The 13,247-nt window shown below is 49.2% G+C and carries 10 protein-coding genes; 5 read left to right on the top strand and 5 right to left on the bottom strand.

Annotated elements, in window-relative coordinates:
* Positions 1-58: 58 nt before the first annotated feature.
* Positions 59-1,192, bottom strand: coding sequence for a helix-turn-helix domain-containing protein (locus tag HJV72_RS15700; protein WP_208072358.1), 1,134 nt, complete (start codon positions 1,190-1,192; stop codon positions 59-61).
* 516 nt (positions 1,193-1,708) lie between these two features.
* On the opposite strand from HJV72_RS15700, the gene HJV72_RS15705 reads away from it, so the two are divergent.
* The gene (locus tag HJV72_RS15705; protein WP_208072360.1) at positions 1,709-2,881 is read left to right on the top strand and encodes an MFS transporter; all 1,173 of its coding nucleotides are present in this window, start codon (positions 1,709-1,711) and stop codon (positions 2,879-2,881) included.
* Between the two features lie 65 nt (positions 2,882-2,946).
* On the opposite strand, the gene HJV72_RS15710 is transcribed toward HJV72_RS15705, so the two are convergent.
* Entirely contained in the window at positions 2,947-3,492 is a 546-nt protein-coding gene (locus HJV72_RS15710) for a M48 family metallopeptidase (protein ID WP_208072362.1), read from the bottom strand.
* Between the two features lie 364 nt (positions 3,493-3,856).
* Complete coding sequence (locus HJV72_RS15715) at positions 3,857-4,558, bottom strand: GntR family transcriptional regulator (protein ID WP_208072364.1); 702 nt, start codon at positions 4,556-4,558, stop codon at positions 3,857-3,859.
* A 323-nt stretch (positions 4,559-4,881) separates the two neighbouring features.
* On the opposite strand from HJV72_RS15715, the gene HJV72_RS15720 reads away from it, so the two are divergent.
* Genes HJV72_RS15720 through ortB form a run of 3 tightly spaced genes read left to right on the top strand, consistent with a single transcriptional unit; the run spans position 4,882 to position 7,739 of the window.
* Entirely contained in the window at positions 4,882-6,003 is a 1,122-nt protein-coding gene (locus HJV72_RS15720; RefSeq protein ID WP_208072366.1) for a YkvI family membrane protein, read from the top strand.
* 4 nt (positions 6,004-6,007) lie between these two features.
* Positions 6,008-6,325, top strand: a complete 318-nt coding sequence (gene ortA / locus HJV72_RS15725; RefSeq protein ID WP_208072368.1) for a 2-amino-4-oxopentanoate thiolase subunit OrtA — start codon at positions 6,008-6,010, stop codon at positions 6,323-6,325.
* Positions 6,318-7,739 carry a 2-amino-4-oxopentanoate thiolase subunit OrtB gene (ortB, locus tag HJV72_RS15730; RefSeq protein ID WP_208072369.1) on the top strand — a complete coding sequence of 474 codons (1,422 nt, stop codon included), beginning with the start codon at positions 6,318-6,320 and terminating at the stop codon, positions 7,737-7,739. The genes ortA and ortB overlap by 8 nt, the downstream gene beginning before the upstream one ends.
* Positions 7,740-7,823: 84 nt before the next feature.
* On the opposite strand, the gene HJV72_RS15735 is transcribed toward ortB, so the two are convergent.
* A complete protein-coding gene (locus tag HJV72_RS15735; protein ID WP_208072371.1) occupies positions 7,824-10,271 on the bottom strand; it encodes a response regulator in 2,448 nt (815 codons plus the stop codon).
* A 204-nt stretch (positions 10,272-10,475) separates the two neighbouring features.
* On the opposite strand from HJV72_RS15735, the gene HJV72_RS15740 reads away from it, so the two are divergent.
* Entirely contained in the window at positions 10,476-11,945 is a 1,470-nt protein-coding gene (locus tag HJV72_RS15740) for a GntR family transcriptional regulator (protein ID WP_208072373.1), read from the top strand.
* A gap of 65 nt (positions 11,946-12,010) precedes the next feature.
* Here HJV72_RS15740 and HJV72_RS15745 read toward each other — a convergent pair whose 3' ends face one another.
* The gene (locus tag HJV72_RS15745) at positions 12,011-13,246 is read right to left on the bottom strand and encodes a threonine/serine ThrE exporter family protein (RefSeq protein WP_208072375.1); all 1,236 of its coding nucleotides are present in this window, start codon (positions 13,244-13,246) and stop codon (positions 12,011-12,013) included.
* Position 13,247 lies beyond the last annotated feature (1 nt).

The raw sequence follows: 13,247 nt of genomic DNA on the forward strand, positions 1-13,247 counted from the left end.
GGGGACGGGGGAAATCTAGATTTCCCCCGTCCCCATCCGCGCTTTCCCCTGTCCCCCCTCAGTTTTCCTGCATTTTCATAATGTAGAATGCCAGCATTATCCTCGTTCTGTTTTCATTGCTGAGTATATCATAGCCAAGCAGATTTTTTACTTTATTTATCTTATAAGCCAGTGTATTCTTATGGCAGTATAATGCTCTGGAAGTATTCAGGATGCTGCATTCATTTTCGAAAAATGCCCTCAATACCTCCGTGTACTCTGTCTTGTTATCCCGGTCATATGAAATCAAAGCCCCGAGCGTCTCTTGTACGAACGCCGGATATATTTCTTTTTCCTTTACATCTGCCAGTAACTTGTATACGCCCAGTTCCTCATATACCAAGAAGTTTTTGTTGATTGCCGTCTTTGTCAGCTGATATGCCGTATATGCATTCTGGTAAGATTTATATATATGCTGCATATCCTCTTCCTGGGAACCGATTCCAATGTAAATATGATGATCTTTCCGGCTGAGCGCCTGCATCTTTTCCTTAACCCGTTTCTGCTCATATCCGGCCAGCAATATTACCAGCAGCCCTTTTTCTTCGTAGACAATTCCGCTTTTTATCTCATGGTTTAATGACTTGTGAAGTTCTTCTAGCTTCTCGTTTCCATTCTCTGTATCGTAGGCGTGGCAGCTGAGCATCACAACGAGGTAGCTCATATTTCTGAAAAACCCGTTCCGCTCCAGATGGCTTGCGTATAATTCTGTATTCTCCGGGTAAAAAACTGCATTTTTAAGCGCTGCGATCAGATTGGTGTCTCTCTGCTCATTCCGCAGCAAGATGGCCGAAAACATGCGCATGATATCAATAAATGGTGACGTCATGGTTGCGGAAAATAACGGAAACCGTATACTGTTGCAGTAATCTACCGTCTCACTTGCAAACATGTGCCCTTCTTCCAGCGCGATAATCAGACCGCCAGCATGCACGTTATCCAGTTCTTTTATAAATTGTACGAGCCATTCTTCAGATGTATAGTGAAGTCCCGAGTTAAACACAAGCTCATCTCCGTGAAGCAGGGATACGAAGCTGACCTCTTCTACCATATGTATCCAGTCTATCATCCTCCGGAAACATCCATTCGTATGAAGCTTTATATCATACTGCGGCTTGATTTGCGCATACAAGTCCTCCAATTCTACTGCCATATCTGACCCCTCTTTTCTTATGCTGATACAATTATACTTCTTTTGTGCTTCAAGCACAATCATTTGTAGTTTTTATGTATGTCAAAACTATATTCAAAGTATATATTCCATGATATATTGTACTTAGGATACAAAATATTTAAATGACCCCGATTTTGTAATTCCTAATCCAATCTCTAGATTATATAAGCAAAAGGACCTTGAATCATTTCATGGTCCTTTTAATCTTTAATATTGTATTGACAAACCACTTGCTTTTGTGCTATTTTTATATACAATTCATAATACTAGGAGGTACGTTCATGTTTTCCATTCAGTTGAGATAAGCTATTGAAAAAATACTGCTCCCGGAAGGGATTTTTTCTGATGCTTATTTTGTATGAATGGAGATGGAACAGAGTCCCCGACGATGTTACGGGAAGTCTGTTTTTACGTACCCATTTATATTGAACAGGCAGCAGACAAAAGTCCTTTCCAGGGCATTTGTCTGTTTTTATTTTAGGAAATGAGGTTACTATGAAAGACTGGAAGAAAAAAAGTACACTGTTTCTTGTGAGCCAGAATATCAGTTTATTCGGCTCCTCTATCGTCAGCTATGCAATAACCTGGTATATTACGCTGGAGACCTCCTCTGGTGCCTGGATGACAGCGTCTATCCTGTGCAGCCTGCTGCCGCAGCTGCTAATTTCACTGTTCGCCGGTGTCTGGGCGGACCGCTATAACCGTAAATATCTCATTATGTGTGCAGACGGCTTTATCGCCTTAGCTACCCTCGGACTTGTCATCATGTTCTTTAAGGGAAATGATTCTCTCTCCATGCTGATGGTCGTCTCTGCCATCCGCTCTGTCGGTGCCGGTGTCCAGACGCCTGCCGTGGGTGCTCTTCTGCCCCAGATAGTACCAACGGAGAAGCTGACAAGAATCAATGGGATAAATCAGACGTGCAGCTCCCTGCTCCTGATGGTCTCACCCGCTGTAGGCGGCGCGCTGCTCGGGGCTGCCGGAATCGTGTGGGCAATGATGGCGGATGTTATTACCGCCGCCATGGCCATCTGCGTCATGGCATTTCTAAAAGTCCAAAAGCCCCAGGCAGAAGGTGTCCTGTCCATGTGGCACGACTTGAGAGAAGGCATTGCCTACACGACAGGCCATCCTGTCGTCTCCCGCATACTCGTATATTACGGAATTGCCTTCTTTCTTATCACGCCTGCGGCTTTCTTGTCGCCGCTGATGGTTGAACGAATCTTCGGCAGCGAAGTATGGCGGCTTTCCGCCAACGAAATTATATGGACAGCGGGTTCCCTCGCCGGAGGCGTCTATGTATCATGGAAAGGCAGCTTCAAAAACAAATGGCTCGTAATCGCCGTATCCTATATCGGTTTCGGAATTACCTTCGCCCTGCTGGGCGTCAGCCCGTATTTCTGGATGTATCTGGCCGTCATATTCCTATCCGGGACGTTCATGCCGCCACTTGCTACCGCCTCCACCGTCATGCTGCAGGAGCAGGTCGAAGAGCAGAGGCTCGGCAGAGTCTTCTCTGTCTTCCAGATCATTTCTGCCGCGGTAATGCCGGTAGGTATGCTGATATTCGGCCCGATGGCAGACTGGGTGGATATCCGTTGGATAATGATTGGAAGCGGACTGCTTCTGGTTCTTACCGGAATATTCATCCTGAAGCGCAAAATCTAGGGGGACAGGTTAAAACGCGGATGGGGACGGGGGAAATCTAGATTTCCCCCGTCCCCATCCGCGTTTTAACCTGTCCCCAGACGTTTTTTCCGTTCTTTCCAATCTGGCATGAAACGGCCCATAAGCATTTTGAACCGTTGGTTATGGCTTGGCTCGAGCAGATGGCACAGTTCATGTACTATCACGTATTCCAGGCAGTCTTCGGGATAGAGCGCAAGGCGCTTGTTCAGGCGGATACGTCCACTGTCCACGCTGCAGCTTCCCCATCTTGTCTTCATATCTCTCAGCGTCCAGGCAGACGCATGTACGCCCATCACCGGTTCCCATCTATCCACATATTTTTCCACATTGCTTCGCATCGCCTCAAGCTGCCCCTTCGTCACCACGGTCAGCCTATCGCCCATCTGCCTTTCCCGTGCATTCAACATCCGGCGGCGTGTCTGCTCTATCCACCCGGCTTTTGATTCGACAAATTCCATAATCCTTTTCTTCGGCACCCGTCTTGGAGCCGTGACAAGAATCCGGCCGTCAGGCGGCTTTATATAGAGGTTGATGTTTTTCACATTGCGGTATTCTATTGCCACAGGAATATCATTTATCCGATAGTTCATCTTCTCACCTCGTCAGTCTCTTGTCAGCTTCTTCACCCAGTTCCCGTAATGAGACTTCAGGCAGGCAGGAACACATTTGAATATCCGATCCGCATTGAGGCAGCACATGACCACCGCGGGGGAAGTAGGCCCCCAGCACGATATTGTCCGCCAGGTTCACGCTTAAGGTAATAATATTCTGTAATACAAGTGCTATAAAAATGGAGAAGAAATTTCCGTAAAATACTCTGTCTTTTGTCAGATAATTCAAGAAATTTGCAAAGGGGTCAGACCCCTCCCGCATATAGGGGTCTGACCCCTTTCAAAATTCTTTCATATTTATTATATTTCACGCACAACTTCCTGTCAACAAACGCACCGTCTTTCATTCCCACTGGTTGAAGGCATTGAGCATGCTGTGGACATCTTCTTCTACTTCATGTCTGACGATATCGGTAAACCCCATTTTAAATGCATTGAAGATAGCCTGATGCCGCTTGCCTGCATGGTACAAGATCCGCTGGAGCTTCTCCGGGCCGAGCGAATAATACAGGCAGTACCTGTAGTGCAGAAGATACCCTTCCAGGCTCTTATACATACGCAGGATATATGGGTTGCAGGATGCTGTGACGATAAGTGAGTGGAACTTGTGGTCAATCTCCGCATAATCGTTCGCGTTCAGGTCCTTTGTATTGCCATTGCATACCGCTATGTACTGCTTTGTCAGGCACTCCAGCTCTTCCATCTGCTTTGAGGTAATCCTGATAACGGCGAGCGAGGCGGCGAATCCTTCCAGCGCGCTTCGGGCCTCGTATAGATTATAGCCATCCTCCTTGGTCATCCATGACACTGCCAGCATCTTGCCGCTCTTCTTATATACGAGGCCGTCTTTTTCCAGCCTTGACAGCGCACTCTTAACAGGGCTCCGGCTGATTCCAAGCTCTTCCGCTATCTTGCTCTCGTTCAATCGGGAATCCGGGGACATCCTTAGCTGAATTATATCGTTATACAGCGACTGGTATATCACATCACTTAATACTAGAAATGGATTTTCAGCCATCATTTTATCTAGTTCGCTCTTATTCATTGGACTTGCTTCCTCCCTTCCTGGATTGTCTTATAATGTCATAATAGTACCACATTGCGGGCATTCAGTCACAATATTCTTCATTAATTAATAAATTAACATTATTCTGCGCCTTTTTCCGACGAGTTATCTGGCAAAATCGCTTTTTTATAAGTCCAAATGAATCACAGGAAAGACATTTCAGCGTCTGCCGCTGTGCAAAAATCTGGTATCCGGCCAAATCCAGGCTAAATTTTGACACCTTCCCTCTACATCATATACGCTTATATCATTCAAAACGTTTTGACCGCGACTATGCAAATGTCTTACAGAGGAGGGAAGCTATGGGAAACAATCAGCACAATTCAAACAAATGGATAATTAACTGCATCCGCTATGCCGGCATGTATGTGGGTGCCATCATCGGCGCGGGCTACGCCAGCGGCCAGGAGACGCTGCAGTTCTTCGTAAGCTACGGATATGCAGGAATTATCGGCACACTGATCGCTATCGTCTTATTTGCCTGGTATGGGACCATGTTTATGGAGCTTGGCCATAAGCTGCACACGAATTCGCACAAAGAAGTATTTACTTACCTGTGCGGCCCTAAAATAGGAGCCGTCTTTGACTGGATACTCGTATTCTTCCTGTTTGGCGTACTGTCCATTATGATAGCCGGAGGCGGGGCATCGCTGAACCAGTATTTTGGAGTCAACCTGATGGTCGGGCGGGTAATCATCGCCGTACTGACAGTAGGAACCGTTATACTCGGCTTCAATTCATCACTCAACGCACTTGGCTTTCTGTCCCCGGTCATCGTCATCGCCACGCTTGCCATATCTATCGGCACCATCGGCGCCAACTTTGGAGGAATCGCAGACGCCGGCGCACAGATTCGTAATCTGGAGATTGCCAAAGCAACACCGTTCTGGTGGTCATCTGTATTTATCTACATCTCCTACTGCGTACTGCCCGCCGTACCTGCCCTTGCATCCATCGGCAACAGCGAGAAAGACGCAAAAGTGATACGCAGATCCGGCATACTCGGCGGATCGCTGCTCGGCATCGCAATCCTGTTCATGGTCCTTGCGACACTGTCCCGTATTGTGGATGTATCCGCCATGGAAGTTCCCTTCCTGGAGGTGGCGCGCCAGATGAGCCCGGTCATCGGAGGCATCTTTGCTTTCATCCTCCTGTTTGCCGTCTATACGACTTCCGTGCCTATCTTGTATGGCTTCTCTGTCCGTTTTGCAGAAGACGGCACTGCCAAGTTCAAGATACTGACCCTCGCGGCCGGATGTATCGCCTTTGCTGCAGGCCTCGTACCTTTCAGCAAGCTGGTCGGCACTGTCTATCCGCTGCTCGGCTATCTCGGGCTTGTCATCATGGCGGTAGGCTTTTATAAGACAGTCGTAAAACGCAAAGATATAGCAGATCTATCGGAACCCGGAAAGAAAGGAGATTAACCCCATGAAACAAACAGCGAAAAAAAATGACTGGGTCAGAATCATGCAGATCATACTGACCCCTGAGGAGAGGCTGGAGTCACTGCCTGATAGTACAAGGAAAGTCGCATTAAAATGCTGGATGAACGGCTTTCTTCTGGATGATACGGCAGAACCAGGAGACACGGTGTCCATCGAGACACTGATTGGAAGAAAAGTCACCGGCACACTGTATGAGGCATGGCCGCAGTATAACCATGGCTTCGGGCGGCAGCAGCCGGCCCTGATACATGCCGGAAATGAAGTGCGAAGGATAATGAAGGAGGCGGGTAAGGATGAGTAACCAGGCAGTTTCTGAAATTACAGGTAAAAACAAAGATATTCTGTTCCATTCTGTCAACATCAATTACGACGAGTTTAAGACCGGGCGTCTGGCATGGGATTACGAAGCGTTCATGAATATTGTAGGGCTTTCCATGGACGAAATCCGAAGCATCGCGGCTGACGTCTATGTCGGTAACACGCCGCTTGTAGAGCTTCATAATATCAACCGGCTCGTACGTTCCATCTCGGAACCGGGAAAAGGCGCCAGGATATTCTTAAAAGACGAAGCCAATAATCCGACCGGCAGCTTCAAAGACCGGAGAGCCCTGCTGCCCGTCTATGAGGCAAAAAGAGCAGGATATCCGGGAGTGATTGCATCCACAAGCGGCAACTACGGAGCGGCCGTCGCTTCCCAGGCCGCCCGCAGAGGCCTGAAGGCCATCATCTGCCAGGAAGTCTATGACGATGCCGGAAACGGACAGCCGGAATCCCTCGAAAAGGGACGGGCGTGCGAGGCGTATGGAGCCGAAGTCCAGCAATATACCGTCGGGCCGGAAGTATTTACATACGTCATTCTCAAGCTGCTCGATGACCTCGGATACTTCAGCGCGTCGCTTTATCTTCCATTCAGCATCGCGGGAATCGAGACGATTGGTGTGGAGATAATGGAGCAGGCTGAAGCAATGGCGGGGCGCCAGCCCGATGTGGTGCTTGTCACCCACGCTGGCGGCGGCAACTTTACCGGTGCTGCAAGAGGTCTGCGTAAGGCGGGATATACCGGCAAGACCGTAGGGGTATCTGTCAATCTGGCGGACCTTGATTCTCATGACGACGCCGTCTTTGCACGGAAGTCATTTTCTACCGGACATACCGGCTACGGCTTTCCGTCTCTTTATAATCCGGAAAGCGTAGATGTTCCACTGAACGCCGCAAGGCCGCTCAGATATATGGACGAATTCTACACCGTCACCCAGGGAGAAGTGTACTACGCCACCGAGCTTCTCAACCAGCTGGAAGGACTCCAGAGAGGACCTGCGGGAAATACCGGCCTTGCGGCCGCAATCAGCCTCGCCCGGGAGATGGACGCAGACCAGATTATCGTCGTCGAAGAATCCGAATATACAGGTGCCGGTAAAGCACATACGGCACAGCTTACATTTGCCGAAGACCATGGTGTAGAGGTAAGAATCGGAGCACATGAAGAAGAGATTCCGGGCACAAATATCATTATCCCCGCCTCTCCAGCCGACATCAAGACCGTACCAGTAGATCTGGATAAGATGAGGCGCAGATATGTGGAGCTCAATGTAAAGGAGAAAGGATATGACCACCTTACCGCTGAGGAGATTAAGTACCTGTCTGAAGAGATGAACATCGATGCTGCTGCCGTAAGGTCCATGCTCGATAACGCAGGTATCACTGTGGCTTCCTAATGCCATATATGTGATAGATAAGGACCGGCTGACACCCCCCTTCGTCAGCCGGTCCTCTCCATATACTTTATGACTGTCAGATGGTCAGCTTACTGAATGTGTCAGATAATCTGCCAATGTCTGATAGAGCAGTTCCGGATCTATCGGCTTCGCCAGATGTCCGTTCATGCCCGACTCTGTCGCCTTCACTACATCTTCGTGGAAGGCATCCGCGGTCATTGCGATAATCGGTATCGTTGCTGCTAACGGATGATCAGACTGCCGAATCGTCTCCGTAGCCAGATAACCGTCCATCACAGGCATCTGCACATCCATTAAGATCAGGTCATAGCGGTCACCGCCTGCCAGAAACTTATCTACTGCCTCCCTGCCATCTATCGCGCAATCCGCACTGATATCTGTCATCTTCAGCAGTTCAACCGCGATTTCCCTGTTAATATCATTATCCTCCACAAGCAGCACATGATGCCCCGCCAGATCCGGCCGCAAAAGGCTGCTGGCACGATTTGGCAGCATAACCGCCTTCTCAATACCTGTCACCGACAGCAGCGCATCATAAAGCGTAGACGCAAATATCGGTTTGGCAAGAAAAGCATTGGCTCCTGCGGCGCGTGCACGCTTCTCTATCGCTCCCCAGTCATAGGCAGTGATGATAATGATAAGCCTATCGCTGCCCACAATATCCCTCATACGCCGTGTCACCTCTACACCGTCGATATCCGGCATGCTCCAGTCCACCAGGCAGACATCATAGCCTTCCCCGGAATGGTGGGCCGTACACACCTTTTCGACACATTCCCGGCCCGTCTGCACCCACTCAGATTCGATGCCGAGATTCTGCAGCAGAAGAGAAGTATGGACACAGCTGTCACGGTCGTCATCCGCAATCAGAGCCTTTAGTACCTGCAATGCATGCGGCTTCTGTTCGCGCTTGTCAGCATCACATTCCTTCAGGTCAAAATCCAGCTCAATCAAAAATGTCGTACCATGCTCCGGCCTGCTCTTGACAGAGATGGTTCCGCCCATCAGAGTCACCAGATTCTTCGTTATCGGCATGCCAAGTCCGGTACCCCCGTATTTCTGACCGATGACAGCACTCTCCTGCTCAAAAGGATCAAAGATACTGTTCAAGAAGGCCTCACTCATGCCGATTCCGGTGTCACTGACTGTGAAGCGCAGGCGCACACGCCCCTCGGTACGCCGCAGCTGACGGATTTCCAGCCGGATCGTGCCGCCCTCCGGGGTAAATTTAAGGGAATTGGACAGCAGGTTGAGCAGCACCTGGTTCAGCCGCAGTTCGTCACCAATCAGGACCGTATCCGTAATGTTAACCAGCGGCACCGTGAAGATCAGCCCTTTGTCCACTGCCTGGGGATAGACGATGGAAGTGATCGACTCCACGACGGTCTCCAGATTAAAGGCTTCCCGGACAATCTGAAGCTTCCCTTCGTCTATTTTAGACATATCCAGCACGTCATTGATCAGCGTCATCAGATGCTTGGACGAGTAGCCGATCTTCTCCAGGCAATCCTCCACCCTCTTACGGTCTTCTATATATGCGGCCGCTATCGTAGTCATGCCTATGATAGCATTCATCGGCGTACGTATCTCATGGGACATCCGGGAGAGGAAGTCAGACTTCGCACGGTTGGCATGCTCCGCCACGGCCAGAGCATCTTTCAGCGCCTCCGCCTGGGCGGTCAGCTTCCGCTGCATCTCCCGCAGTTCCGTCACATCCGTGATATCGATAAATATAACCAGGTATATCGGCTTGCCCTCCTGCCAGTCGACACAGGTAGCATTGACCTGCAGCCACAGCGACTGGTTATCCCGGCTTAAGACATTCATCGTAAAGTGAAGCGGCTCCCCCGCAAGCATCTTCTGTCTATTCTCGTTGATAATCTCTATATTGTCCTGTATGTTCTTCCGGTACAGCGGACTGCCGCCGCGGTTGCCACTCTCCCCGAAGTAATCCATAAAACGGCCATTGGCAGACAAAAGTTCCAGCTCTAACTGGTCTCCTGCGCCGTCAATCCTATATTTTGCGACAAAGCCTGGCAGGCTCTCATAGGTGACAGACTGCTCCTTCTGCATCTTAATGACATCATCCACGTTCGTAAGGACCGAGTAGGCCACCTGATAACCATCGATATACTCTTCCGCAAACTGAGTGGAAAATTGTACCCAGACATAATCTCCGTTCCTGCGCCGGATCCGGGACAGCATCCTGTACCCATCCTCTCCCGCGCCGAGCGCATTCAACACAGTTTCCGAAAGCTTTTTCCACTCGTCTGGATCCTCTTTATAATACAAGTCCGGCCGGTTGTTGAACGCTGCCACATATTCATCCTTGGGCCAGCCAATCAGCTCATAATAGAATTCATTCGCCCAGATTAGCGTAAAATGTTCATCCAGCAGATGCTTGCTCACACTGACACCCAGCAGGCGCATCAACGTGTTGTACTCATATTCTGCATGCGTGATACCGGCATCGCCCGGCAGGGGCTCGTGATAATGGTTCTGTCCAGCCATAAATTAACTTCCTCCTAATAGTAGATGCAATTATCTGATGTCGCATAACTGGCTTGCTATCGTCGTTTCTACTACCTTGTTCATATTAGTCTGTTTGTTACAAGTATAATGTATTCCGCACGAAAACTCAATCGCTTCTGGAAAATCATACGGCAAAATGGTAAAATATTTAAATAAATATAATGGAATGGAGGCAGCAGGCAGTTGCAAAGTGAACACCAGTTTTCAAATCTAGTCTATGAATATTTTTACATGCGGATACAATTTCGTTATTATAAATGTGGCGATTGCCTTCCGTCCATCGACAGGCTCTGCCAGGAATTCAGCGTTTCATCACAAACAGTGAAAATGGCTCTGCGGCGTCTGCGTACGGAGGGCTATATCGATATGCATAACGGCCGTCCTACGAGAGTCATATTCCAGCAGACAGAAGAAGATGCCCGGCAATGCCTGCTCCAATATTTTTCCAAAAGAACGAACAGCTTCTGTGATCTATATGACTCAACCGAAATGATTATCCAGCCATTGCTGATGGAAGGGTTTCGCCGGTGCAGCAAAGAGGACCTTACATATCTTGCCCGTCTTGCGGACGGAACAAGCGCAGATGACGTGCTTCATTTCTTCTGTTTTATCCTTCAGAAGCTGGATAATCCGCTTGCGATGAATCTCTACTGGGAGACGTCCCTGTTCTGGGGACTGCTATTTTTAAAGCAGAATAAAGAGGAAGATTTCAGCAATGGGGAACGGATGCACGAAGAGATGAGACGTTGCGTCTCTTTTGCAGAAAAAAAAGAGTGGACCCTGCTACAGGAAGAGCTTCTGATTTTCCGTCAGGATTCCGTCGGAAATGCAATCAGGCTCTTGGGACAGGCTGTTACGCCGGCCAAAGAGGAAGAGCAGGTCGGATTTGACTGGCGCATATACCACGGACGCCCCCAGGTATGTTATAGCCTTGGCTCCCGGCTCTTACATGAGATTTATATGGGTAGCTACCGAAATACAGAATTTCTTCCCTCCTATAAGAAGATGGCAGAACAATACCGTGTCTCAGTCAGCACCATCCGGCGCACAGTCAACATACTTCGGCAGCTTGGAGTTGTCCGGCCAGTCAATGGAAAGGGAACTCAAATCTTTGGAATAGGGGATGCCTGTGACAAGCCTGACTTCGGCAGTCCTGTCGTCCGCCGCAGCCTTGCTTTTTTCGTACAGTCTTTTGAACTGCTCGCCTACTCCTTCCAGCATGTAATCCAGGACATCCTGGAAGAGATTACCATCGAAGAGAGAGATTCCCTCATCCACGAACTGGAGACGCAGCTCCAGACAGGACGGCAAGAGCTTGCCTTGTGGTCCTGCATCCTGTTCGTTCACAGGCATAATCGTCTGAAAGGGATACGGGCGATTTACGGGCGCATATACAGTCTGTTTCAATGGGGATATCCTTTGAAAGCATCTTCAAACGGCTCACCAAAGTTAGAGGAGACCATGCTTCACTTTACGAACGTCATGATTCAAAGCCTGAGAGAAAATGACACCGCCCGTTGTGGAAGCGCCATAAAAGAGCTCATCGGATGGCAGTTCCCTGCAGCAGAACAGTATCTGCTCCGCCAGGGGATCGGCCTGGATGAGCTGCGTCTGACTCCTGCAATACGGCTTCTTGTCACGTCAGACAATTGAGGTTTGATTGCCGCACGATATATCTATCGACATAGGGAGCATGAAGTCATTCGGCGATTAAGCCGCTACGAGTTCTTCCCAATGTGATATTCTCTTTTCAGCATCCGCATGCCTGTCCTCGACAATATGTCCACAATATTGAAGCCAAAGGCAATCGCAAGGCACGTTGCCAGCAGTACGATTGTCTCGCCAAGCACCATTCCATAATCGCCGCTCACGCAGCCATACATCATATAATATAAGTTAGGCCCCGGAATGAGCGGGAACACGGAAGCCGTCAGAAATATGGTGGACGGCGCCTTGTTGATTCTGGACATGATGAATGCATAAAACGCAACAAAGATAGAGGCAAGCAGCGTCGCCAGAAAGTTGCTCGGCCAGAAATGATAGGCCACCACATAGATTCCCCATGTAAAAAAGGCACCCACGCCGGAATACGCGACCTGGCGTCCGCGTATCTTAAACCAGAAGGCAAATCCGATACAGGCAACCGTACACGAGATGAGCTGAATCGGGATATTATGGTTCAATATGTAGCCTTCCGCAGATACTCCGTCCAGCAGCAGCATGGCAAGCGCAGTTCCAAAGGCGATACCAGCTGCCCCGAGCATAGAGTTCATGATATTCAACGAACCAGATATAAAGTCTCTCTGCAGCACCTCCCGGATCCCATTCGTGGTACTGAGCCCGCTGATCAGGAGCATGACGATACCTATCATGATCCGCTCCGGATGGCTTCCAAGTCCGAGACGGACTGCAAGTATAATGATAACCTCGGAGAAAAAGGACAGAATCAGGTTATATGCCATCAGGTTCTCTTCCCTCTTGCTGAGCCATCCTCCGACAAGGGCAATCATAAGCGATACGATTGCCGCCACGACCGCATCGGCAAAATTGCACCCAAAAAAGACCGCAAAGCCGGTTCCCCCCATCACAGCCGCAAAGTATTTCGTGTACGGTTTCTGCGGCGGCCTGTTCATGACTTCCTCGTACTTTTCCTGAAGTAATATCTCATCAGGCGTATGCCGGCAGACATATCGGGACAGGTTGTTCAGGTAATCGAGCCTGTCAAAATCAATATCCGTCGATTCGATGTGACGGACCTGGGTAATTATCTCCCCCTCCGGAGTCTCTACCGTTATCTGGATGTTGCTCGGTATGGCGAATACATCATACCGTTTGAATCCATAACTTCTGCACATTCTGTAAAGGCTGTCATCCAGCCTGAAATTTTCTGCCCCGCAGATCAGCATCGCTTCTCCGATGTCGAGAATCCCCTGCACTATCTTATTGTAATCCATC

This window comes from Extibacter sp. GGCC_0201, from assembly GCF_017566055.1.
Lineage (GTDB): Bacteria > Bacillota > Clostridia > Lachnospirales > Lachnospiraceae > Extibacter.